Below are 23714 nucleotides of genomic sequence, written 5' to 3'. Positions count from 1 at the left end.
CTCGCTGTGCATCACGGCCGAAGAGTGATTCGCTATGGCTATGAACGACTTCGGCGCCTCGGTTGCCCGTGTGACGAACAACCGAGACGCCGGACGAACGCGCGGCGGCTGCCGGGGCGCCGCTACTGCGGGCTCGTCGGCGGATCGCAGACCTTCCAGCCGTCGTCGGTCTCCTGTAGATCGAAGGTGCGTGCCGAGCGTTTGGCCGGATCGGCCTCGGTATAGACCGTCGCCTGCGCGATCGCGGTCTTGTCGGTGATCCGGATGGCGTCGATGCCGTCGATCACCGGAATGTTGCGCCGATCCATCGACAATTGGTGCACGCCGGCGAACTGATCCGCGGGAATGCCCTGGTAAAAGTCGTGCAGTGGGCCACACGTCGTGCTGCGCAGTGCGTTCAGATCACCCTTTTTCAACGCCCGCGTGTAATCGGTGATGGCGGCGCGCACCTTCTCCTCCGGCGAATTGCCGCCCGCGCCCGTGACCAAAACCACAGCCACGCCGATCAAAACGACCACCAGCACGGCGGCGCCTGCTACCGCGAGCAGCCAGCGCTTGGAGCGACCCGTGGCCGGTGTCTCCGGTGCGGCGGGCGCCTGCGCGGCGGCGGGGGTGATCCGCTGTGGTTGCGCGATCGGCCGCGGTTGCGGTGGGCGCGGCCCGGCCAGCGACTGCGCGGGCGTGGTGGGCTGGATATCCGCGGGCGAGGGAGCCGAACCCGGCCTCGGCGGCGCCTGCCGCGCGTCCTCGACCGGTGCCGGGCCGCCCTGCGGCGGTGCCGAAGGCCCTTGCGGTCCTGGCTGTTTCGGTCCGGACGCCGGACGCGGGGTGTTCGGCGGCTTGGTGATCGGCACCCGGCCCTGACCCGGCGCCACCCGGTCGGTGCCCGCCTGCTTCGGCGCGTCGGGCCGCTGGACCGGCAGCGCGACGGTCTGCGCGTCCTCCGGTGTGATCACCGGCATGGCCACCGTCACGTCCTCGGACGCGGGCGGATTCTGTCCGCCGTCCGCGGGAGTCTCGGTGGCGGCCGTCTGCATCTTGACGGTCTCGTCCTCCGGCGCACCGGCGGGCTGCTGCACTCGCATCACGGTGGTCGGCGCGTCATCCGAGGCCGCGGACCGCTGGTCCGGAGTGCTCGGTGTGGCCGGAGTGCCCGGTGCCGCAGCGGCTTTCGCCCCGGCCGCCGCACCGCCGAACCAGGGGCTGCGCTTGGGCCGAGCCCCGCCCTCCGGGGTCGCCTGGTCGCCCTGCCGAATCGCCTCGGTCGCCGCCTCGGCCCCGGAGGCGCTGCCGGGCTGCCCGGCCGCGGCCTGCGAAACGCTACCGGCCGCCGCACCTTTGGCATCCCCGGCCGGACCGGACTGCGCCGCCGCTGTCGTGGCACCGCCCTGCGCCGCGGCTTCCCCGTCCCCGCCGGGTCGCGCAGCCCCCTCGCCGCCCTGCGCCCCCGCACCGGACTCATCTGCTTGCGTCGCCGCCTCTTTGGCGTTCCCGGCCTGTGCCGATGTTGCCGCACCGGGTACTGCGGCATCCGCGGTCTCGCCGGGTCGCCCGGCTCCCGCGCCGCTGTCTTGCGCCCCCGCGGCAGCCCCACCCGCCTGTGCTGCCGCACCTTTCGCGTCACCGGGCTGCCCAGTTTGGATCGGCGCACCCGGAACAGTGAGCTCCGCCCCTGCGCCTGCCGCGCCTGCCGCCGCACCGCTGGCCTGCGAAGTCGCGTCTGGCGTACCCGCCTGCTCCCCCGTGTCTTTCGCATCCCGGGGCTGGCCCGGCTGAGACCGAGTGGCCTGGCCTGCCGTACCCGTGGTGCCGCCGGGCTGCGTCGCCGCGCCTGCTGCGCCGCCGGATTGCGCCGGAGCGCTTTCGACGCCGCCTGTTCGGTCGGGCGCACCGGCTTGCGGTGCCGCGCCTGGTCCACCGGTTTGCGTTGTCGCGCTTGCGGTGCCGCCAGGACGAACGGCGCCGCCGGGGTGCGGTGTGCCGGGCGCACCGGTTTGGGTTGGTGCGCTTGGGGTGCCGCCGGGTCGCTTGGCAGCGCCTTCGGCGGCGCCGGGGCTGGTCGGGGTGCCAGGTGTGCCGGCGTGTGCGGCGGTCGCGCCGGGCTGCTGGGCAGCGGGCGTATCTGGCTGCCCCACTGCGTTTTCCGGACCGCGCGGGCCGCTGGCCGGTGTCGGGGCGGGTGTTCCAGTGGCCGGGTCGGAGCCCGGCCGACGCTTCAGCGCGACCGTTTCGGCGTCTGGTGCTTGGGCGGAGTCAGGGATTTCCGCCGGGTTGGCCGACTGGGCGGTCGATGCCGAGTTCGCGGCGGGCCTGGTTTGGCGGGCGATCACCTCGGTCTCGGCGGTACCGCTATCGGTCGGGGTGGGCGTGTTGCTCTGTGGCGTTCCCGTGGCGTTCGCTCCACCGGGCGCGGTAGCGCCGCCGGGTGTGCCGGAACTCGCTGGTGGTTGCGGGGTCGACCCGCTGCGCGCATCGGTGCGGGCCTTGGCGTCCGTGCCCGACGGTGTGCTGACTCCGGGGGCCGGGGATCCGCCGGTGCCTGCCGCGCCCGGCGTGCTGATCGTCGGCGCGCCGGGCGCGGCGGACGACCCGCCCGCGCCGGTGGTCGAACCACTCGGTCCCGCGGCGCCTCGCGCGGCGGAATTCGGTGCGCCGGTGCCTGCGGCGGGCGGGCCGGGCTGCTGCGGTCCGGTTCCGCCTGGCTGTGTGGGGGAGTTCGTGCTGCCGCCGCTCGCGGCCGGGATCGGGCGGGTGGCGCCGGGATCGGCCGGGCGATCGCCGCTGTTCGCGCTCGAGTTGCCGGTCGCCTCGGCGCCGGGGCGTGCGTCGGTTCCGGCCGGGGTTGCCGGGTCGGCGCTTTCCCGCGCCGGGTTCTTGTTGTCGTTCGGGTCGGACACGCACTACCCCTCGGTCAGGCGGAACATCTTGAACTCGACGGCCAGCTTAACGGCCAGGGTCCGACGAAGGCCGACTTCAGACCCCGCACGGCGACCCGGGAATGTGCAGGCACGCGTAACCGGCAAATGCCGCATCGGTGCACAATGAAGCCCATGACCTCGTTCGGTGATCTGCTAGGCCCGCAACCGGTACTCCTCCCCGAAATCTCCGACGCCGAAGACGCGTTGCTCGACGGCACCGATCCGGTGCGTGTCGCCGCCGACCATCCGGCGGCATCGATCGCCTGGGCCTATCTGGCCGAGGCCGCGCTCACCAGGGGCGAAGCCGCTGCGGAGCCGATCAACCATGACATCGTCGCCGCCTACGCGTTCGCCCGCACCGGCTATCACCGCGGCCTCGACCTGTTGCGGCGCAATGGCTGGAAGGGCTTCGGCCCGGTGCCGTGGAGCCACGAACCCAACCGGGGTTTCCTGCGCAGCGTCGGCGCGCTGGCCCGCGCGGCCAAGGTGGTCGGCGAGACCGAGGAGTACGCGCGCTGCCTGGACCTGCTCGAAGACTGCGATCCCCGCGCGGCGGCTGAGCTGGGCCTGGACTGAGTTGTCCCTGCTCGAATTCAAGCCGCGCGTCGATATCGCGCGCACCAGCACGATGGATCGGCTGCGCGCCTCCTGGGCGCGGCTGCGGCTGTCGGCGCTGCCGATCGTGCAGTGCGCCGTCGGCGCGGCGCTGGCCTGGTTCATCGCGCGCGAGATCGTCGGCCATCCGCAACCGTTCTTCGCCCCGACCGCGGCAGTGGTGTCGATCGGCATCTCCTTCGGTGCCAGGCTGCGCCGGTCGGTGGAACTGGTGGTCGGTGTCGCGGTCGGTATCGGCATCGGTGACCTGTTCATCACCAACGCGGGCACCGGAGTGTGGCAGATCGCGCTGGTGGTCGCGGTCGCCATGGCGGCGGCGGTGTTCCTGGACGGCGGTTCGATCATCACCATGCAGGCGGCCGGTTCCGCGGTGCTGGTCGCGACCCTGCTGCCGCCGTCGGCGGGCGGCGGCTTCTCCCGGATGATCGACGCGCTGGTCGGCGGTCTGGTGGGAGTGGTTGTGGTGGCCTCGATTCCGCTGCATCCGGTGCGCCGCGCCCGCGACAAGGCCGCGGAAATCCTTGGCGTGATGGGCAAATCGCTCACCGAGTGCGGCGACGGGCTGCTGGAGCAGGATCCGGAGAAGCTGCGCGCGGCGCTCGCCGCGGTTCGCGCGACGCAGCCGCAGATCGACTCGTTGCGCGCGATCCTGGAGGGCGGCAGGGAGATCAGCCGAATCTCCCCGCTGTACTGGAACTCTCGCGCCCGCCTCGAACGCATCAAGGCCACCGCCGACCCGCTCGACAACGCGGTGCGCAACACCAGGGTGCTGCTGCGCCGCTCGCTGACGCTGGTCCAGGACGACGAGATCCTCGATCCCCGCCTGATCGACGAGGTCGAAAGGCTCGGCCAGGCAGTCGATGTGGTGCGCCGGATGATGCTCGCCGATCCGGGTGAGCAGCCGGATCAGGCCGAGGGCGCGCGCGTGCTGCGCACCGTCGCCAAGGGGGCGCGCCCGGAACTCGTTGAGGGTGCCGGTCTTTCGGCGCACGTCGTGTTCGCACAGGTGCGCTCGATCGTGGTCGACCTGATGCAGGTATGCGGTATGAAACGCATTTCGGCGATGGCGCTGCTTCCGCCGACCGTGCCCAAACCGTGGATCGCGCCCGAGGATTGAGCAGCAACCCGGTCGAGCGCGTAGCAGTCGGGGCGTGCGAGTGCTCCGTCGGCGGCGGTGCGGGTGCCAGATGATGAACTTTGGGTAGTGCGCTACTCGTGTTCCGGCGTATCGCGCGCGCTACCTTGATCATCAGACCGCAACGAGGCGAGGGGTGTAGCGGTCACGTACTTCGCACATCAGCGAACCACCCCGCCGGCCAAGGGGTGTGGTGGCCGGACGGGTCGGGGTGGATTCGCCCGCTGCGAAGAGCAGAGCCGTCCGGTCAGGGGAGGTCCGGCCGGACGGCCCTGTGTGCGGGCACTATTCGCCGATACTCGCGGCGGCGCGGGACGCAGCGCGAATCGGCGACGCCCGGCGGTGGTTACTCGATTCGGCCCGGTGTGCTCACCGCAACCTGCGCTAAGTCCAGAAGCGGGTCAGATAGCTGCCGTAGCGCGACCAGTCGGCGGGCACCCCCGACACCTCGAACAGCGCGTACACCGCGTCGAAGAAGATCCCGTTGATCGCGGGCGTGAACAGCAGCGCGAACAGGATCAACATGCCGAACGGCTTGAACTGGTCGAGCGAGCGACGCGTCTGGTAGCTCAGCGACGGTTCGAGTATGCCGTAGCCGTCCAGGCCCGGCAGTGGAACGAGATTCAGCAGGGTCGCGGTGATCTGCAGGAACGCGAGAAAGCTCAGCCCGAACCACAGCGCGGGATGTGAAGCGGCACTGCCGAACAACTGCACCACCGCCAGCAGCACCACCGCGCACACCGCGTTCACCGCGGGCCCGGCGCCGCTGATCAGCCGCTGCGTGCGCGGCGCGAAATTGTGCGTGTGGACATAGACCGCGCCGCCGGGCAGCCCGATGCCGCCCAGCGCGATGAACACCATCGGCAGCACGATCGACAGCAGCGGATGGCTGTACTTCAGCGGGTTCAACGTGAGATAGCCGCGCAGCTCGACCTCGCGGTCACCGGCGCGCCACGCCGTGAACGCGTGCGCGAATTCGTGCAGGCACAGCGTGATCACCCAGCCGAACACGACGAGTACGAACACCCCGGCCTTGGCGCGGGTCGAGTTCAGCGGGGCATCCCAGGCCAGCACGCCGCCACCGATCGTGACGGCGACGACGAGCAGAAAGATCGGGCTCGGGCGCACCGCGCGCGAACGCTTTTCGGCGAAGAACGCGGACGTCATCGGACCAGCAGCCAAGGCTCGTGGTGCCGATAGAAACTGGACCTGGGCACCGTGCGGTCGCTGCGGATATCGTCCCTGGTCACCACCGCGCCGGGGGTGCCGAGCTGGGCGGCGCGGCCCTCGGCCCAGCGGCGCTTGCGGATGCCCTTGCGCACCGTCGCCCGGACACCGGGCTGGTGCAGTGTCGGCGACACCAGCATGGCGGTGACCTTGCCGGAGAACAGCTGGAAGTCGTCCACGTAGGCCTCGCCCTCGAGCTTTCCGTCGGCGGGCCCGGTGATCTTGGCGCGACCGATCAGCACCGTGCCGGTGTCGTCGCGGATCAGCGGCACCTCGACGGCGCGGCCCTCGATGGCCCGCTTGGCGGCGGCGTTGCCGGTGCCGGTCTGGTAGACCCGCGAGCCGTAGGTCTTCTCGACCGGCACGTAGCCGATCTCGACGTGCAGCCGCTCGGTGCGCATCAGGTGGGTCAGCACCGCGGCCAGCGCGGCGTCGTCGCCGAGCACGATCAGCCGGGGGAGGCTGTCGGCGGCGAGGACCGGAAGCAATTCGTCGATCTCTGCGGTATCCGGGATGGCGGCCGTCGAACTGGTCGGCAGCGCCGCGAGGGCGATAGGTACCGGTGCGCCGTCGCAACGGAGAACGTGGGTACTCAAACTGCCGTACACCCTCCTCGGTTCGAGCCGACGTCGTCGGACCAACGGGTGCAACCTTAGCCCTGCCCGGCCACGGCCACACGGTTGTCGAGCCTACGACGAGATCCGGTCCGACGCCGCTGACGACGCGTCGACTAGACTGTGCTCCCGGCCACCGCCTCGATACGGCAGGTAGCTGCAACACCGGCGAATACCGCCCGGTCGGCTCCGCCGACCGCCATCTCCGGCGGGTGTTGCAAGTCGAACCGTAGGAGACACGACCATGCCGGCAATCGTCCTGATCGGCGCCCAGTGGGGCGACGAAGGCAAGGGCAAAGCGACCGATCTACTCGGTGGCCGGGTGCAATGGGTGGTCCGATACCAGGGTGGCAACAACGCGGGCCACACCGTGGTGCTGCCCAATGGCGACAATTTCGCGCTGCACCTGATCCCCTCCGGCATCCTGACTCCCGGCGTGACGAATGTCATCGGCAACGGCGTCGTCATCGACCCCGGTGTGCTGCTCGACGAACTCGCCGGACTGGAGGAACGCGGGGTAGACACCTCGGGTCTGCTGCTGTCGGCCGACGCGCACCTGATCATGCCGTACCACGTGGCCATCGATAAGGTCACCGAACGCTTTCTCGGCAACAAGAAGATCGGCACCACCGGTCGCGGCATCGGCCCCTGCTACCAGGACAAGGTCGCCCGCGTCGGGGTGCGCGTCGCCGACGTGCTGGACGAGAAGATCCTCACCCAGAAGGTCGAGGCCGCGCTGGAGTTCAAGAACCAGGTGCTGGTGAAGATCTACAACCGGCGCGCGCTCGACCCGCAGCAGGTGGTCGACGAGGTGCTCGCGCAGGCGGAGAGCTTCAAGCACCGGATCGCCGACACCAGGCTGAAGCTGAACGTGGCGCTGGAGCGCGGCGAGACCGTGCTGCTGGAGGGCTCGCAGGGCACCCTGCTCGATGTCGACCACGGCACCTACCCGTACGTCACCTCGTCCAACCCGACCTCGGGCGGCGCGGCGGTCGGCGCGGGCGTCGGGCCGAACAAGATCAGCACGGTGCTCGGCATCCTCAAGTGCTACACCACCAGGGTCGGCTCCGGTCCGTTCCCGACCGAGCTGTTCGACGAGGCGGGCACCTACCTGGCCAAGACCGGCGGCGAGGTCGGCGTGACCACCGGACGCGCCCGGCGCTGCGGCTGGTTCGACGCGGTCATCGCCCGCTACGCGACCCGGGTCAACGGCATCACCGACTACTTCCTCACCAAGCTCGACGTGCTGTCCAGCCTGGAGACGGTGCCGATCTGCGTCGCCTACGACGTGGACGGCGAGCGGGTCGAGCAGATGCCGACCACGCAGACCGAATTCCACCACGCGAAGCCGATCTACGAGGAGATGCCCGGCTGGTGGGAGGACATCTCGGGGGCGCGGACCTTCGAGGAACTGCCCGCGAACGCGCAGGCCTACGTGCTGCGGCTGGAGGAACTGTCCGGGGCGCGGATCTCCTGCATCGGTGTCGGCCCCGGTCGCGATCAGACGATCGTCCGCCACGACGTGCTCGGCTGAGCGGACCCTGCCGCGGTGCGGCGTAGTGGTCTAAACAGTGGTCGTGCACGGGGTTTGGTGAAGGGTGCGCACAGCGGCCGTCGAATGGTCAGCCGGGGTCGAGTGCACCATGGTGTCTACGTGCGGGGCGGCTGGATGGCTTCGATCATGAACCTCGGGCAACTACAGTAAGAGCTATGGCTCGGAACTGGCCGATGATCGAGCGCGAGACCGAGTTCGAGGCGATCCGCGCGGCCCTCACCGGCAGGGCGCACGTCGGCGCGGTCCTCACCGGCGATGCCGGCGTCGGGAAAACCACGCTGGCCAGGCAGGCGACCGCCGCCGTCGGCGGCAATATCCGCTGGGTCGCGGGCACCGAATCGGCGCGCAGCATCCCGCTGGGGGTGTTCGCGCACATGGTCGGCGTTTATACGGCGCACGATCCGGTGACGTTCATGTCCGCGGCGCGTGAGGCGCTGCTCGCGGACGGGCACACCATCATCGGCGTCGACGACGCCCATCTGCTCGACCAGCTCTCGGCGACCCTGCTGCTGCAACTGGCCATCGACAAGGCCGCCCACATCGTGGCCACGGTGCGCAGCGGGGTGCCGGTGCCCGACGCGGTGACCTCGCTGTGGAAAGACGGCCACCTACTACGCATCGACCTGAACCCGTTCACTCAGCGCCAGAGCGTGGATCTGGTCGAGTCGATGCTCGGCGGGCAGCTGGAAGGCTTCACCGCCAACCTGATGTGGGAGTCCTCCGGCGGAAACGCCCTGTTCCTCAGGCATTTGGTCGAGGGCGCGCTCGAGGCGGGCTCGCTGCGTCAGGTGAACGGCGTCTGGCAGCTGCGCGGCCGGGCCGCGGTCACCTCGGAACTGGCCGCGCTGCTGGAAGATCGGGTCGAGCAACTCCCCGACGACGTGCTGCACGTGCTGGAACTGCTCACCTTCTGCGAGCCGATCGACCTCGACGTGCTCTCCGAGCTGGCGGGCGAGGAGGCGGTGGAGTCCGCCGAAACCCGCGGTGTGATCCGGGTCGTGCAGAATTCGCACCAGCTGATCGTGCGCTACAACCATCCGCTGTTCGGCGAGGTGATCCGGCGCAGGCTCGGCATCGCCTCGGCCAGGCGCCTGCGCGGGCGGCTGTACTCCTCGCTGAAAGAGCGCCCGATCAACTCCGCCGCCGACCGCATCCGGTTGGCCGAATTGGCTTTGGACAGTGACAAATCCGCCGATCTCGAGCTGTTCGAGGCGGCCGCCGCCGACGCCATCGGGCTGGCCAACCTGCCGCTCGGCGAGCGCTTCGCCAGGGCCGCGGTGGAACGGCGCGGCGGGGTCGAGTCCGCGGATCTGCTCGCCAGGGCGCTGCTGTGGCAGGGGCACCGGATCGAGGCCGAACGCACGCTGGCCAGCTTCGATCCCGACGAGCTGAGTGAGGTGCAGCTGGTCCGCTGGGGCAGCACCCGGGTGGCGAATCTGTTGTGGGCCATGGGCGATGCCGATCTCGCCGACGAGGTGCTCACGCTGGTGCGTGGCAAGGCCAAGCATCCGAAGAACGTCGCGCTGCTCGACGGGCTCGCCTCCGCCTGCGCGGTCAACGAGAACCGGATCGACACCGCCATCGCCGAGGCGGAGAAAGCGATCAACGTCAAAGGCGCACCGGCCTGGGCGATCTGGTGGGCGTCCTTCGGCGGCGGGCTGGCCTTGGCGCTGATGGGCAAGGGCGAAGCCGCGCAACAGTATGCGGCGCGCGGGCACGAGGTGGAGAGCGAGATCGACGGTCTCAACCGCTTCATGTCCACCCATGCCGAGGTACTCGGGCTGGTGCTGACCGGCCGGCTCGATGCCGCACGCCGTTGTGCCGCCGACTATTTCGGTTACTCGGCGCCGGGTCAGTACCTGGCCTGGGGTATGTCGAAGATCCTGCAAGGAACCGTCGACGTGGCGCAGGGCCACTTCCCGGACGGCATCGAGAACCTGGAGCAGGCCTTGGCCGCGCTCGCCGCGGAGGGTGCCGCCGCGTGGATGTTCCCGGCGAGAATCCGCCTCGCCGAGGCATATTCGGCGCTGGGGCGGTCCGCGGAGGCGGCCGAGGCGATCGCCGAGGCCACCGCGCGGGGCGGCAGGCACAGCGCCGTGTACGAGCCGCAGCTCGAAGTCGCGCGGGCCTGGCACGCGGCCGCCGAAGGCACGGTCACCCCGGCCATCCGGCTCGCGATGAACGCGGCCGATGCCGCGGCTCGCTCCAACCAGCATGGCATCGAGGCGATGGCGCTGCATGCCGCGGCCCGCTTCGGCGAGCACTCCGCCGCGGGCCGATTGGCGGACCTGGCGGCGATGGTGGACGGTGAGCTGGTGCAGGTGCAAGCCAGGCACGCGGTCGCGCTCGCCGCGCACGATGGGCCCGGATTGGACGCGGCCGCAGCGGAATTCGAACAGATCGGGGCGCTGCTCTCGGCCGCCGACGCCGCCGCGCAGGCCGCCTCGGCGCACGAACGCGCCGGCGATCGCCGCCGCCTGCTCGAATCCGCGGCCACCGCGAACCGGCTCGCGGCCGCCTGCGGCGGGGCGAGCACCCCCGCGCTGCGCCAGGCCGCGCAACCGCTTCCGCTCACCGCCCGCGAGCGGGAGATCGCCAACCTCGTCGCCGCCGGCCTGTCCAACCGCCAGATCGCCGACCGCCTCACCGTCTCCGTCCGCACCGTCGAGGGCCACCTCTACCGCGCCTGCATCAAGATGGACGTCACCGACCGCGAATCCCTCGGTGCCCTCATGCGCGGCGAATCCAGCTCCTGAGCCGCGGCGTGCGGACCGTGGGGTCCGGCGCCGGATTCCGCTGGGACTGCGCGTAACTCGGCAGGATGCAGGCGTGCGCCGTGGACGGGACGGCTCAGGTGGGCGGGGCGCACCTCGCCGCCATCGTGTTCCTATGCGGTGGTGAGGAATTCGCCCGCGGGCGGGGCGAGCAGAAGGATGTCGGGGTTGTGGCTGAGACCGGCGATCTCGGCGTCGGGGAGGACGGCGGCGACGGCGCGGGCGCCGGTGCGCAGCAGGGCACCGCTTTTCGCGCCCGCGATCACCAAAGTCTGGGCTTTGACGCCGGACCAGTCCGCGGCCCGCAGTGGCTCGCCACGCATGTACTCACCCATCACGGCCCAGTCGTAGGCGGTCGAGTGAGCGGTGGCGCGCAGCTGCTTCCAGAACCCGTACTGGTCGTGCAATGTCTCTGCCAGTACGACCATCTTCGGAAACTTTCCGGTAGCCGAAGGCGCCACCGATCAGGATCGCGGTTCCGGCGATGCCGTCGAGCCGGTCGTAGGCGAGCACGGTGCCGTCGGCGGAGGTCACTGTCTGCACGGCGGTCTCACTTTCGCGGAGGATGGTCGGCCGGCGGTCGGGTCGCGGGCCTGTGTGTGCAGACGGGCTGAGCGCCCGGAATTCATCGCGGTCGCGACCGCAGCGGCAGCCGGTCAGAACAGCGTCGGCTCGCCGAAGCCGGGGGTGCGTTCGAGCTCGAGCAACCGCTGCTTGGTGCCGACCCCGCCCGGTGCGGAGAAGCCGGTGAGCGCGTTGTCGGCGGCGAGCACCCGGTGACACGGGATGATGAGGGGAATCGGGTTGCGGCCCAAGGCCTGTCCGACGGCTTGGGCGGCGCCGGGTTGCCCGATGCGCTGGGCCACCTGCCCGTAGGTGAGGGTGTGGCCGGGGTCGATGGCGCGAGTGACCTCGAGGACGGCGCGGTCGAACTCCGCAATGCCGCCGAGGTCGACCGGAATCCAGCGCAGATCGTCGAGTTCGCCTGCGAGGTGGGCGATCACGCCCGCGATGGCGTCGGCGATCACACCGGTGGGGGCCTGCTCGCGGGCCTCGTTGTCCGGCAGGCCGGCGCGGCGGCGCGTGATGCGCGCTCGGGTGGCGACCGGGGTCGCCTCGGGGAGCTGGAACCGGATCACGGTCGCATCGCTCCAGGCGATGGCACAGCGGCCGATCGCGGTATCGAACAGTGTTGCCTCGGCACTCACGTGCTCAGTGTGCACCGTGGCACCGACAAGTCCAGTAGAACAAGGCCAGTTTCGCTCAACTGGCCTTCCTGTCGAGGGCACTCGAATGCGTGGTGGCGCGTCGCGGTGTCGCGGATTCGGTCCGGACCGAGGTCAGCCGCCGCGCGCTGCGCTCCGGCTCGGCGCCGGTTTCCGGCGTGGCCTGGTGTTGCGGCGTCGCCGTTGTCTCGGGAACGTCGTTGCGTCCGTAGATCGCGGCGAGATCGGTGTACCGTCGCCGCTCGTCGTAGTACGACGCGGGCCGGTCCGACACCGGGGTGCGCGGATGGAATCGCTCGAGCCGGAACGCGCGTTCGGTGCCCCTCGGCAGGTAGCGATAGACGAGATAGCCGAAGGCGGCGACGAAGAGCAGGGTGGCGAAGGTGGTCATGACACCAGAGTGCGCCAGACTGGCCTTGATCTAAATATCCACTTACTCGATACTGGACCGTATGGCGACGAGAGTGATCGGCGCGGGCACGCTGGCTCGCGACCTCGGTGGGTGGCGCAACGTGGACGAGGACGGCGGCGAATCGCCGACCCGGCGCAGCACGCGCCCGGCGTATCTGGCTCTCGCCGAAGGCATTCGGCTGCTCATCCACGACGGACGCGCGCCGCTCGGCGTCGCGCTGCCGAGCGAGCGCGACCTCGCGGCGACCCTGGGCGTCAGCCGGACGACGATCACCTCCACCTACTCCCTGCTCCGCGAGAACGGGTATCTGATCAGCAGGCAGGGCTCGCGCAGCACCGTGGCATTGCCGCGCGATGTGCAGCACGACGGCAGCAAGCCTGCCAGGTCGATTCTGGCGATGATGGCCCCCGCTGAGCTGCCGACCATCGACATGACCTACGCCGCGATGGCCGCGCCGCCGGAGATGCAGGAGGCCTATTCCGTTGCGCTGGAGGGTATTCCGGCCTACCTCGGCACCCACGGCATGGACCCGGTCGGTGTGCTCGCGCTGCGCGAGGCGATCGCGCGCCGCTACACCGAACGCGGCCTGCCCACCGATCCGGAGCAGATCCTGGTCACCCTCGGCGCCCAGCACGGCCTGCGCCTGCTGCTGAATGTGCTCACCGCGCCCGCGGCCAGGGTGCTCATCGATCACCCGACCTACCCGAACGCGATCGAGGCGATCCGCGATGTCGGCGCAAGGCCGGTACCGGTGCCGCTGCGTCCGGAAACCCCGGACCAGGGCTGGGATCTGGACGGAATCCGCAGTGCCGCAAGGCAGACCGCGGCGACGCTGGCCTATCTGGTGCCGGACTTCAACAACCCCACCGGCCTGCTGCTCGATGCCGACGGTCGCGCCGAACTGGCCGCGATCGCCAGGGAAACCAGGATGACCGTGGTGATCGACGAATCGATGGCCGACCTGCAGCTCTCGGGTGCTCCGCCGCTGCCGCCGGTCGCCGCGTTCGCCAAGGGCAACGAGATCGTCACCATCGGCTCGGCCTCGAAATCGTTCTGGGGCGGCCTGCGGGTGGGTTGGATCCGCACGAACCAGCCGCTGATCACCAAGCTGCTCGGCATCCGCTCCACGGTCGACCTCGGCACGCCGGTGATGGATCAGTTGGCCACCGTGCACCTGCTCGCCAACGCCGACGCCATCCTCGACCGCCGCCGCGACCAGCTGCGCGCGCAGCGGGCCGCGCTGATCGAATCTGTCGCCGAGGAGCTGCCGGACTGGCGCATCGACTACGGCGCGGGCGGCATGTCGGTGTGGGCGCAGCTGCCTGCCCCGGTCTCGACCGCGCTGGCGGCCACCGCGCCCAACCACGGCGTATTGCTCGCCGCCGGACCGCGTTTCGGCGTGCAGGGCGCGTTCGAGCGTTTCATCCGGCTGCCGTTCACCCATCAGGAACCGGAACTTCGGCTGGCGGTCAAGGGAATTGCCGCCGCCTACACCGCGTTGACGCCGCGTGCGGCCGATCCACTGCAGCCGCTCACCTGCTACTGATCACCGCGACCGGTCCGCACGCGGGCGCGGAACGGGCCCCCGCCGTCGAGGCAGGGGCCCGCGCGATGAGAAATCAGTCCGCCCAAACGGTTTCGATCGGGGTCGGCACCGACGGCGGCGGGGTCGGGACGCCGTTCGGGGTGCGCGAGAAGCGCGGGGCCGGCGCGTGCTGGGTGATGTCGTCGACCTCGATCAGCGCGCCGCGGGCCGCGATGTGCTCGTTGTTCGTCGCCTCTTCGAAGGTGAGCACCGGCGTGACGCAGGCGTCGGTGCCCGCGAAGATCGCGGTCCACTCGTCCCGGGTCTTGTCCCGGAAGCGTTCGGTGAACAACTTTTTCAGCGTTTCCTGACCGGCCGGATCGAGCTGGTAGGGCAGGCCGTCCTGGTCGAGACCGAGTCCGGCGAGCAGCTGCGCGTAGAACTGCGGCTCGATCGCGCCCACCGCCATGTACTTGCCGTCGGCGGTCTCGTAGGTGTCGTAGAACGACATGCCGGTGTCGAGCAGGTTCACGCCGCGCTCGTCGGACCACGCCCCGCTGCCGCGCATGCCCCAGATCATGTGCGACAGCGCGAGTGCGCCGTCGACCATCGCCGCGTCGACGACCTGGCCCTTGCCCGAGTGCTGCCGCTCGACCAGCGCGGCGAGCAGGCCGAACACCAGGAACATCGAGCCGCCGCCGAAATCGCCGACCATGTTCAGCGGCGGCACCGGTCGCTCGCCCTTACGGCCGATGGCGTGCAGCACGCCGGTGATCGAGATGTAGTTGATGTCGTGTCCCGCGCGATCGGCGAGCGGACCCTCCTGGCCCCAGCCGGTCATCCGGCCGTAGATCAGGCGCGGGTTGCGGGCCAGCGCGTCGTCCGGGCCGAGGCCCATCCGTTCGGTGACGCCCGGCCGGAAGCCCTCGATCAGCACGTCCGCCTTCTCGATGAGCCCGAGCACCCGCTCGATGTCGGCCGGGTCCTTGAGATTGGCCTCGACGACGGTGCGCCCGCGCAGCTGCGGACGGTCGAACCCGCCAGGCAACTGGCCGGCCCGCTGGACCCGGACCACGTCGGCGCCCAGATCGGCCAGCAGCAACGCGGCGTGCGGACCCGGCCCGATCCCGGCGAGCTCGATGACCTTGATGCCCGCGAGCGGGCCCTTTGCGGCGGTGGATGGAGTGCTCACGCCCTACCTCGGTTCGTCGTTGATCCAGCGCACCGGCGCCCCGGCGCTCCCGCCGGAGCCGCCGGCAGGTGTATTGACAGTATGACAATAACTCTGCCGCACTCATGCACCCCCGGTTGCTGTGCGCGGGCCGAGCCGGTACGTCACAATCCTCGCGAGCGCGACAGCCGCGGGAGGTCCGGCGACAGCGCAGTGAGGTGGAGTCCATGAGCGAACGAAGAGAGCGAATTGTGATACTGCGCGCGTCGCGCATGGCGGAGCCGAGCGTCAGCGGGGCGCCGTCATGAGTGTCGCCGGTGAGGTCGTGGTCGGCCTCGTCATCCTCGTCGGCCTGCTCGGGATCATCGTCCCGATCCTGCCCGGCGTCATCCTGATCTTCGGCGCGATCGCGGTCTGGGCCGTGCTGACCGGTGGTGCCACCGCATGGACCGTCTTCGGCATCAGCACGGCCTTGCTCGTGCTCTCGGGCATCATCAAATACACCTGGCCAGGCCGGAAACTGAAGGACGCGGGCGTGGCCAACCGCTCCCTGTTCCTCGGCGCGGTCCTCGGCATAGTCGGCTTCTTCGTCATCCCCCTGGTCGGCCTGTTCGTGGGATTCGTTCTCGGCGTTTACCTTTCCGAACTCCACCGCCACCGCACCAACCAACAGGCTTGGCGGGCAACAGTGCACGCCCTCGAGGGCGTTGGCCTGTCCATGCTGATCGAACTCCTCGGCGCCCTACTCGCCACCGCCGTCTGGCTCACCGGCGCCATCCTCACCTGACCGCCGAAAAGCCCTGTGCCCGAGTGTTACTCGATGATCGGGAGGGGGAGGGTGTCGGGGGTGGGGATGGCGTCGCGGCGGATGGGGAGGGTGGGTTGTTCGGTGCGGTGCAGGGGGAGGGTGGGGGTCGGGTCCTCGGGGACGGGGCGGGACTTGGCGGGCAGGCGGTAGCAGGCGCGGGCGTTGTCCTCGAGCACGGCGAACATATCGGTGCCGACGACGTCGCAGATCAGGTCGACGTCGGAATCCTGGAACGGGCGGCCCGCGCGGGTGCCGGGCAGGTCGGTGCCGAACATCAGCGCCTCGGGATTGACCGCGTGGATCCGGCGCAGCGTGTCGGCGACGTTCAGCGCGACCCGGCCGAAACCCGTTGCCTTGACCCTGGCCCCGCGATCGACCAGATCGAGCAGGTAGGGCAGGCCCTCCTCGGACATGCCGAGATGGTCGATGGTGAACGCGGGCAGCTTGGACAGCACCGGCTGCAGCGAGGTGAGCATGGTGCCGTCGATATAGACCTCGACGTGCCAGCCGACCAGGTCGTGCGCGCGCAGCGCCTGCAGGGTCATGCCGGTGATGTCGGCGGCGGCGCGCTTGAGGTTGAAGCGCAGGGCGCGCACGCCGATGCGGTCCAGCTCGACGATCTCCTCGTCGGTGGCGTCGAGGTCGAGCCGGGTGACGCCGACCCAGCCCTCGCCGAGCTCGGCGAGGGCGGCCCGCAGATACGTCTGATCGGTGCCCTGGAAGGACCCGCTGACCACGGCGCCACCGTCGACGTCGAAGCGCGACATGCGCTTTCGATAGTCGGCGATGGTGAACGGGTCTGGCAGGTAGCCCTCGTTCTCGACCAGCGGGAACCGCGGGTCGAAGAGGTGGAAATGGGCATCGAACACGTGTACAGAATGCCTCAGTACGCGAAGTTTCGCTGTCGCGACGGTTACGGGCGAGCCGTGGCTCAGACCTTGTGCGGCTCGCTGGCGCGCAGCATGTCCTCGCGCTCGACCACCTTCACCCGCTCGCGCCCTTCGGGCTCGCCGAGCGCGCGCTCGTGCGCGTCCAGGCGGTACCAGCCCTGCCAGGTGGTGAACGGGATGCCCTTGCCCTCGAGGAACTCGGTGACCGCGTCCAGTTCGGGGCGCTGGGCCGGGGTGAAGTCCTTGCTGTCGTCGAGCAGGCAGGCCACGGTCTCGTTGGCGTCGCCCTTGGTGTGGCCGATGAGGCCGACCGGGCCGCGCTTGATCCAGCCGGTCACGTAGGTGGCCGGGATGTAGCGGGCGGCACCGTCGGCGTTCTCGTCGGCGATGACGCGGCCCGCCTCGTTGGGCACGGTGCCCGCCTGGTCGTCGAAGGGCAGGTTGGTCAGGTTCTGCGACAGGTAGCCGACGGCGCGGTAGATCGCCTGCACGTCCCAGTCCTTGAAGACGCCGGTGCCCTTGACGTTGCCGGTGCCGTCGAGCTGGGTGCGCTCGGTGCGCAGGCCGACGACCTTGCCGTTCTCGCCGAGGATCTCGGCGGGCGACTCGAAGAAGTGCAGGAACAGCTTGTGCGGCCGGTTGCCGACGTCGCGAATGGCCCACTGCTCCAGCGTGTTCGCGATCATGTCGACCTGCTTGGAGTGTCTGCGCGCGGCCTCGGAGCCCTCGTCGTAGTCGATGTCCTCGGGGTCGACGATGACCTCGATGGTCGGCGAGTGGTCCAGTTCGCGCAGTTCCAGCGGAGTGAACTTGGCCTGCGCCGGGCCGCGCCGCCCGAAGACGTGCACCTCGATCGCCTTGTTGGCCTTCAGGCCCGCGTAGACGTTCGGCGGGATCTCGGTGGGCAGCAGTTCGTCACCGGTCTTGGCCAGCACGCGCGCCACATCCAGCGCGACGTTGCCGACGCCGAGCACGGCGACCTTCTCGGCGTCCAGCGGCCAGGTGCGCGGCACATCCGGGTGGCCGTCGTACCAGGACACGAAGTCGGCGGCGCCGTAGGAGCCGTCCAGCCCGATGCCGGGGACGTCGAGCGCGCGGTCGGCGTTGGCGCCGGTGGAGAAGATCACCGCGTCATAGAAGGTGCGCAGATCGTCGAGGGTGATGTCGGTGCCGTAGTCGATGTTGCCGAGCAGGCGCACCTGCGGCTTGTCGAGCACCTTGTGCAGCGCGGTGATGATGCCCTTGATCCGCGGGTGGTCCGGCGCGACGCCGTAGCGGATCAGACCGAACGGCGCGGGCATGCGCTCGAACAGGTCGATGCTCACCTCGGCGTCGGATTTCATCAGGGCGTCGGCGGCGTAGATCCCGGCCGGCCCGGCGCCGACGATGGCGATGCGGAGCGGGCGTGCAGCGGCACTCGGTTCGGTCATCTTTAACGGCACCCTTATGGTCGAGAACAATTAACGGCGTCTTGCTTAGCCTAGGCTAAGTCACGCGCTGGCTGGTTGCACCTACCGATGCGGCCCCGGAGTCGTCGGCTCGTGGCCCACTCCGTCGCGGCTATGACAGCAGGCCGCAGTCTCGCGATTCTATCGGTGGCGCGTCCGCCGACCCGCGCCGGTGCGTGAACTGAGCGGATGCCACCGGGGGCAGCCGATCCAGTCGAGGCGCTCGGTACGGGATACCCGATCCCGCCGCGTTGATTCTTCGGTGGCGCAGGCGAGTTCGTCGCGGCCGCGGGCAAGGCCGGGGGCCGATCGCCGGATTACGCCGCCGACCAGGGATCATCAGTCGTATGACTGACCAGCAGCCACCCACCGAAGACGAGCCCATCGTGGTCGATCAGACCGATCGGCGCTCGGTGGTGCCGTTCGTCGCGGCGGGCGTTTTCGCGGTGCTCGTGCTCGCGGCGATCATCATCGGCGGGGTGGTCTCGCCCGCTGAGAAAAATGTCACAGAATCCGACCGGATCACCGCCGCGGTCAACCGCTTCGTCGAGGGCAGCAATCAGACCAGCGCGGTGCCCCCACCAGGCACGGGCTGCCCGAATTTCGATCGGGACCGCTCACCGCTGGCGGGTCGTTCCGGCGACGGAAAGACTGTAGAGGTAACGAAAATCGAGAACCCGATGGTCGACGGTGACCGCGCGAAGGCGACCGTCACCACCAAGGTCGAGGGCAACGAGGCCACCGCCGTCTGGAATCTGACCAGAGCCGGTGACAAATGGCTGGTCTGCAATTGACCCTTCTCACAGCGTGAGCAGCCGTTTGACACGGTGACCCATGGCCAGGCAATCTCAGCTGAAGGTCATGAGAACCAGTGTCAAGCCCCGGCAATACTGGTCGGCAACCCTCCTCCGCGGTGGGGTGCTCCGGGTGACGACCTGGCCGCGCGTCGAAACCGTGCGTGGCAAGTGCGGATTCTAGGAGGTCCCATGAGTGAGCGCAGCGAATCGAGCGCCTGTGAGGTGCGGTCATGAGTTATGCCGGTGACATCACTCCGCAGCAGGCGTGGGAACTGTTGCGCGACAACCCCGATGCCGTCTTGGTCGACGTGCGCACGGCGGCCGAGTGGAAGTTCGTCGGGGTGCCCGACACCAGCTCGATCGACCGGCGGACGGTCCTGATCGAGTGGGTCGACAGCAGCGGAACCCGCAACGGCGAGTTCACCGAGCAGTTGGTCGCCGCGCTCGACGGACACAAGCCGGAGGCGCCGGTGATCTTCCTCTGCCGCTCGGGACAGCGATCCATCGGCGCGGCGGTCGCCGCCACCGCGGCGGGCTACCACACCTCGTACAACGTGCTCGAGGGTTTCGAAGGCCCGCTCGACGAACATGGGCATCGCGGCGGCTCCGGCTGGCGCGCCCTCGGTCTGCCGTGGCGGCAGTCGTGAACGCGGCGGCGTGCTGTAGCGCGCGCGTGCCGGTCGCCGCGCCGAACTCGGGGAGGCAGTCGTGATCACCGGTGGCGCGTTCGACAAGCCGCTGCCCGACGGCGTCGGCCCCGCGACCCTCGGCGTGCGAGGTGGGTTGCGCCGCTCGGGCTTCGAGGAAACCTCCGAGGCGCTGTATCTGACCTCCGGGTTCGTCTACGAGAGCGCCGAGGCCGCGGAGGCCGCGTTCACCGGCGAGGTCGAGCATTTCGTCTACTCCCGCTACGGCAATCCGACCGTGGCCATGTTCGAGGAACGGATGCGGTTGCTCGACGGGGCCGAGGCGTGCTTCGCGACCGCGAGCGGAATGTCGGCGGTGTTCACGGCTTTGGGCGCGCTGCTCGGTGCCGGTGACCGGCTTGTGGCCGCGCGCAGCCTGTTCGGCTCCTGCTTCGTGGTGTGCAACGAGATCCTGCCGCGCTGGGGCGTGGAGACCGTCTTCGTCGACGGCGAGGACCTGGATCAGTGGGAAGCGGCGCTGTCGGTGCCGACCCAGGCGGTGTTCTTCGAGACGCCCGCCAACCCGATGCAGACCCTGGTCGATGTCCGGCGGGTGAGCGAGCTCGCCTACGCCGCGGGCGCGAAGGTGGTGCTGGACAACGTCTTCGCCACGCCGCTGCTGCAGCGCGGCTTCGAGCTCGGCGCCGACGTGGTGGTCTACTCCGGCACCAAGCACATCGACGGACAGGGGCGGGTGCTCGGCGGCGCGATTCTCGGCGCCAAGGACTACATCGAGGGTCCGGTGAAAACGCTGATGCGCCATACCGGTCCGGCGTTGAGTCCGTTCAACGCCTGGACGCTGCTCAAGGGCCTGGAGACGATGCCGCTGCGGGTCCGGCACTGCACCGAGTCCGCGCTGCGGATCGCGCGGTTCCTGGAGTCGAACAAGGCCGTCAGCTGGGTGAAATACCCGTTCCTGGAATCACATCCGCAGCACGAGCTGGCCGCTGGCCAGATGAGCGGCGGCGGCACCGTGGTCACCTTCGAGCTCAACGCGCCCGCGCACGAGGCCAAGAAGCGCGCCTTCGAGGTGCTCAACCGCCTGCGCGTCGTCGACATCTCCAACAACCTCGGTGACGCCAAGTCGCTGATCACCCACCCGGCGACCACAACACACCGGGCGATGGGCCCCGAGGGCCGCGCCACCATCGGTCTCACCGACGGTGTCGTGCGCATCTCGGTCGGTCTCGAGGACGTCGACGACCTACTCGCCGACCTCGACCACGCTCTGGGCTGAAATCCTCAGCGCGGCCTGCGATTCGGCGGGACCAGCGAAACCCGCGGACACCCCGTACGTCTCACCGGTGTGAGACGTACGGGCGGTCCGTGATCAGGCCAGAGCGCGCAGGCGCGGGGCCAGGTCGCGCTGGAAGAGATCCAGGAAGCGGCGCTGGTCGTGGCCGGGAGCGTGGAAGACCAGGTGGTTGAGGCCCGCGTCGAGGTAGGGCTTGATCAGCTCGACGGCCTGGTCGGGGTCGCTGGCGACGATCCAGCGTTTGGCGATCTGCTCGATCGGCAGGGCGTCGGCGGCCGCCTCCATCTCGATCGGGTCGGTGATGCTGTGCTTCTGCTCGGGGGTGAGGCTGAGCGGCGCCCAGAAGCGGGTGTTCTCCAGTGCCAGTTCGGGATCGGTGTCGTAGGAGATCTTGATCTCGATCATGCGATCGATGTCGTCCACGGTGCGGCCCGCCTTGGCGGCGCCCTCCGCGACGGCGGGCATCAGCTTCTCGGTGTAGAGGTCCATGCCCTTGCCGGAGGTGCAGATGAAACCGTCACCGGCGCGGCCTGCGTACCTGGCCACCAGCGGACCGCCCGCCGCGATGTAGACCGGGATGCCGCCCTTCGGCACGTCGTAGATGGACGCGCCGACGGCGTTGTAGTACTCGCCCTGGAAGTCGACGCGGTCGCCGGTCCACAGCGCGCGCATGAGCTCGACGGCCTCGCGCAGGCGCGCGAAACGCTCCTTGAAATCCGGCCAGTCACCCTGGTATCCGGTGGCGATCTCGTTGAGCGCCTCGCCGGTGCCGACACCGAGCATGATCCGCTCCGGGTAGAGGCAGCCCATGGTCGCGAAGGCCTGCGCGATCACCGCGGGGTTGTAGCGGAAGGTGGGGGTGAGCACCGAGGTGCCGAGCTGGATCCGCTTTGTGCGCTCGCCGACCGCGGCCATCCAGGCCAGCGAGAACGGCGCGTGGCCGCCCTTGTGCCGCCAGGGCTGGAAATGGTCGCTCACCGAGGCACTGTCGAGGCCGTGCTCCTCGGCCAGCACCGCGATCTCCACCAGTTCCCGCGGTCCGAACTGTTCTGCCGAGGCCTTGTATCCGAGCTTGAGTTCACCCATGTGCGCCACTCCTGTCGCTTCGCTGCACACCTGTGCGCGGGCATTCCCGCACACCGTCGTCGGCCGCAGGCGCGCTGCGGTCCTCTCCGGCTACAACCGCCGGCCGCGCCGGGACGTTCCCGGGCGACGGCGATCGTCCGAGCGAATCCGACGCCCGCGCGCCGCGCCTGAACGGCCGTCTTCGACCATAGTCAGACCGTGTCCCGGTTGTGCGAAGGGTCGCATCGGCGCCGACTTCCCCCGCGAACGCGTCCGTTAGCGGACAATTGTCTGGTGACTGATGAACCGATCCTGTCCTATCTCACCGACATGGACGGTGTCCTGGTGCACGAGGACCAGCTGGTGCCCGGCGCCGACGAATTCCTCGCCGAGCTGCGTGCCAACCAGACCCCGTTCCTGGTGCTGACCAACAACTCGATCCGCACGCCGCGCGACCTGCAGGCCAGGCTGCGCCAGACCGGGCTGGACATCCCGGAGGAGTCGATCTGGACCTCGGCGCTGGCCACCGCGACGTTCCTGAACGAGCAGCGCCCCAACGGAACCGCGTACGTGGTGGGCGAATCCGGGCTCACCACCGCGCTGCACGAGATCGGCTACGTGCTCACCGACGTGGCACCCGACTATGTGGTGCTCGGCGAGACCCGCAACTACTCGTTCGAGGCGATCACCACCGCCATCCGCCTGGTCGAGCGCGGCGCGAGCTTCATCGCGACCAATCCCGATCCGACCGGCCCGTCGCGTGACGGTTCGCTGCCCGCGACCGGCTCGGTCGCCGCGCTGATCACCCGCGCCACCGGCCGCGACCCGTACTACATCGGCAAGCCCAATCCGTTGATGATGCGCTCGGCGCTGCGCAGGCTCGGCGCGCACTCGCAGTCCACCGTGATGATCGGCGACCGGATGGACACCGACGTCATCTCCGGCCTGGAGGCGGGCATGCGCACGATCCTGGTGACCACCGGCATCTCCACCCGGTCCTCGGTCGAGGCGTATCCGTATCGGCCGACCGCGGTGCTCGATTCGGTGGCCGATCTCGTCGGCCGCACCAAGGACCCGTTCGCCTGAGCGAGTAGGTCACGCGAATCAGGTTGCGGCGGTCGAACTTCCGACCGCGCCGGCGATCACGGCGGCTCGGTGATCGCCGCCAGCGCGGCGGAGAGATCGGTCAGGGCATCGACGGTCGCCGCGAGCCGCTCCGGTCCGAGTTCGGCGACCAGCCGCCGCGCGACGACGGCGTGCTGCGGGTCGATGCGGCGGACCGCCGCGAGGCCGGCATCGGTGACCGCGACGAGTTTGGCCCGCCGGTGGGCGGGGTTCGGCCGGTATTCGGCAAGGCCCTTGTCCACCAGCAGGTCCGCGATGCGCTGCACGCTCTGCCTGGTGATGCCCATCTCCCTGGCGATGCCCGCGACCGGCTGCGGCGCCCGCAGCACCGCGCCGAGCACCTGCCACCAGGCCGCGGTGAGCCCGGCGGGCCTGGCCAATTCCTCGGCGATGGCGAGGAATTGGCCGTTCAGCCGAAATGACGTGATCGCGGCGGTCGCGAAGAGTTCCTGTTCATCCCTGCTCACC

The 23714-nt window shown here is 69.7% G+C and carries 21 protein-coding genes and 1 riboswitch; of the genes, 10 read left to right on the top strand and 11 right to left on the bottom strand.

The genetic code is table 11. From position 1 onward, the window contains the following. Positions 1-122: 122 nt before the first annotated feature. Positions 123-2897 (bottom strand): hypothetical protein, encoded by a 2775-nt coding sequence (locus F5X71_RS37345; RefSeq protein ID WP_238815611.1) that lies wholly within the window; start codon positions 2895-2897, stop codon positions 123-125. 153 nt (positions 2898-3050) lie between these two features. Here F5X71_RS37345 and F5X71_RS34160 point away from each other — a divergent pair, with 153 nt between their 5' ends. Together F5X71_RS34160 and F5X71_RS34155 are read left to right on the top strand one after the other, a co-directional pair. Continuing rightward, the gene (locus F5X71_RS34160; RefSeq protein WP_167465685.1) at positions 3051-3494 is read left to right on the top strand and encodes a DUF3151 domain-containing protein; all 444 of its coding nucleotides are present in this window, start codon (positions 3051-3053) and stop codon (positions 3492-3494) included. A 52-nt stretch (positions 3495-3546) separates the two neighbouring features. After that, positions 3547-4650 (top strand): FUSC family protein, encoded by a 1104-nt coding sequence (locus F5X71_RS34155; RefSeq protein ID WP_174817288.1) that lies wholly within the window; start codon positions 3547-3549, stop codon positions 4648-4650. Positions 4651-5052: 402 nt separating this feature from the next. Here the strand turns inward: F5X71_RS34155 and F5X71_RS34150 are convergent, their stop codons facing one another. Both F5X71_RS34150 and F5X71_RS34145 read right to left on the bottom strand, forming a co-directional pair. Continuing rightward, entirely contained in the window at positions 5053-5835 is a 783-nt protein-coding gene (locus F5X71_RS34150; protein ID WP_167465684.1) for a site-2 protease family protein, read from the bottom strand. Further along, on the bottom strand, positions 5832-6491 hold the full coding sequence (locus tag F5X71_RS34145; RefSeq protein ID WP_238815610.1) for a hypothetical protein: 660 nt from the start codon (positions 6489-6491) through the stop codon (positions 5832-5834). The genes F5X71_RS34150 and F5X71_RS34145 overlap by 4 nt, the downstream gene beginning before the upstream one ends. Before the next feature lie 262 nt (positions 6492-6753). On the opposite strand from F5X71_RS34145, the gene F5X71_RS34140 reads away from it, so the two are divergent. After that, positions 6754-8043, top strand: a complete 1290-nt coding sequence (locus F5X71_RS34140; RefSeq protein ID WP_167465683.1) for an adenylosuccinate synthase — start codon at positions 6754-6756, stop codon at positions 8041-8043. Between the two features lie 176 nt (positions 8044-8219). After that, positions 8220-10820, top strand: coding sequence for a helix-turn-helix transcriptional regulator (locus F5X71_RS34135; protein WP_167465682.1), 2601 nt, complete (start codon positions 8220-8222; stop codon positions 10818-10820). Positions 10821-10951: 131 nt separating this feature from the next. Here the strand turns inward: F5X71_RS34135 and F5X71_RS34130 are convergent, their stop codons facing one another. The 3 genes from F5X71_RS34130 to F5X71_RS34120 form a co-directional block, all read right to left on the bottom strand. Next, positions 10952-11266, bottom strand: coding sequence for a hypothetical protein (locus F5X71_RS34130; RefSeq protein WP_238815609.1), 315 nt, complete (start codon positions 11264-11266; stop codon positions 10952-10954). 228 nt (positions 11267-11494) lie between these two features. Then, positions 11495-12046, bottom strand: a complete 552-nt coding sequence (locus F5X71_RS34125) for a methylated-DNA--[protein]-cysteine S-methyltransferase (RefSeq protein WP_167465681.1) — start codon at positions 12044-12046, stop codon at positions 11495-11497. 55 nt (positions 12047-12101) lie between these two features. Then, a complete protein-coding gene (locus tag F5X71_RS34120) occupies positions 12102-12455 on the bottom strand; it encodes a hypothetical protein (RefSeq protein WP_167465680.1) in 354 nt (117 codons plus the stop codon). A gap of 61 nt (positions 12456-12516) precedes the next feature. Between F5X71_RS34120 and F5X71_RS34115 the strand changes: the two genes are divergently transcribed. Beyond that, positions 12517-14022: a PLP-dependent aminotransferase family protein gene (locus tag F5X71_RS34115; RefSeq protein ID WP_167465679.1), complete on the top strand. Its 1506-nt coding sequence runs from the start codon at positions 12517-12519 to the stop codon at positions 14020-14022. Positions 14023-14095: 73 nt separating this feature from the next. Here F5X71_RS34115 and F5X71_RS34110 read toward each other — a convergent pair whose 3' ends face one another. After that, the gene (locus F5X71_RS34110; protein ID WP_167465678.1) at positions 14096-15193 is read right to left on the bottom strand and encodes a CaiB/BaiF CoA transferase family protein; all 1098 of its coding nucleotides are present in this window, start codon (positions 15191-15193) and stop codon (positions 14096-14098) included. A gap of 283 nt (positions 15194-15476) precedes the next feature. On the opposite strand from F5X71_RS34110, the gene F5X71_RS34105 reads away from it, so the two are divergent. Further along, positions 15477-15959 (top strand): DUF456 domain-containing protein, encoded by a 483-nt coding sequence (locus F5X71_RS34105; RefSeq protein ID WP_167465677.1) that lies wholly within the window; start codon positions 15477-15479, stop codon positions 15957-15959. Between the two features lie 26 nt (positions 15960-15985). Here F5X71_RS34105 and F5X71_RS34100 read toward each other — a convergent pair whose 3' ends face one another. Then, positions 15986-16849: an amidohydrolase family protein gene (locus tag F5X71_RS34100; protein ID WP_167465676.1), complete on the bottom strand. Its 864-nt coding sequence runs from the start codon at positions 16847-16849 to the stop codon at positions 15986-15988. Positions 16850-16911: 62 nt separating this feature from the next. Next, complete coding sequence (locus F5X71_RS34095) at positions 16912-18300, bottom strand: FAD-dependent oxidoreductase (protein WP_167465675.1); 1389 nt, start codon at positions 18298-18300, stop codon at positions 16912-16914. Between the two features lie 365 nt (positions 18301-18665). On the opposite strand from F5X71_RS34095, the gene F5X71_RS34090 reads away from it, so the two are divergent. The 3 genes from F5X71_RS34090 to F5X71_RS34080 all read left to right on the top strand — a co-directional run bounded on the left by F5X71_RS34090 (position 18666) and on the right by F5X71_RS34080 (position 21038). Continuing rightward, complete coding sequence (locus F5X71_RS34090; RefSeq protein WP_167465674.1) at positions 18666-19112, top strand: hypothetical protein; 447 nt, start codon at positions 18666-18668, stop codon at positions 19110-19112. A 63-nt stretch (positions 19113-19175) separates the two neighbouring features. Further along, positions 19176-19292, top strand: a riboswitch (SAM riboswitch). 53 nt (positions 19293-19345) lie between these two features. Continuing rightward, positions 19346-19762, top strand: coding sequence for a rhodanese-like domain-containing protein (locus tag F5X71_RS34085; protein WP_167465673.1), 417 nt, complete (start codon positions 19346-19348; stop codon positions 19760-19762). 61 nt (positions 19763-19823) lie between these two features. After that, complete coding sequence (locus F5X71_RS34080) at positions 19824-21038, top strand: O-succinylhomoserine sulfhydrylase (RefSeq protein WP_167465672.1); 1215 nt, start codon at positions 19824-19826, stop codon at positions 21036-21038. A gap of 93 nt (positions 21039-21131) precedes the next feature. On the opposite strand, the gene fgd is transcribed toward F5X71_RS34080, so the two are convergent. Continuing rightward, positions 21132-22142, bottom strand: coding sequence for a glucose-6-phosphate dehydrogenase (coenzyme-F420) (gene fgd / locus F5X71_RS34075; RefSeq protein ID WP_167465671.1), 1011 nt, complete (start codon positions 22140-22142; stop codon positions 21132-21134). Between the two features lie 309 nt (positions 22143-22451). Here fgd and F5X71_RS34070 point away from each other — a divergent pair, with 309 nt between their 5' ends. Further along, positions 22452-23207 (top strand): HAD-IIA family hydrolase, encoded by a 756-nt coding sequence (locus F5X71_RS34070; RefSeq protein WP_167466953.1) that lies wholly within the window; start codon positions 22452-22454, stop codon positions 23205-23207. Between the two features lie 56 nt (positions 23208-23263). Here the strand turns inward: F5X71_RS34070 and F5X71_RS34065 are convergent, their stop codons facing one another. Beyond that, positions 23264-23713 carry a MarR family winged helix-turn-helix transcriptional regulator gene (locus F5X71_RS34065; RefSeq protein ID WP_167465670.1) on the bottom strand — a complete coding sequence of 150 codons (450 nt, stop codon included), beginning with the start codon at positions 23711-23713 and terminating at the stop codon, positions 23264-23266. Position 23714 lies beyond the last annotated feature (1 nt).

It is taken from the genome of Nocardia brasiliensis, assembly GCF_011801125.1.
In the GTDB taxonomy this organism is placed as follows: domain Bacteria; phylum Actinomycetota; class Actinomycetes; order Mycobacteriales; family Mycobacteriaceae; genus Nocardia; species Nocardia brasiliensis_C.
This window is presented reverse-complemented; position numbering and strand designations above follow the sequence as displayed.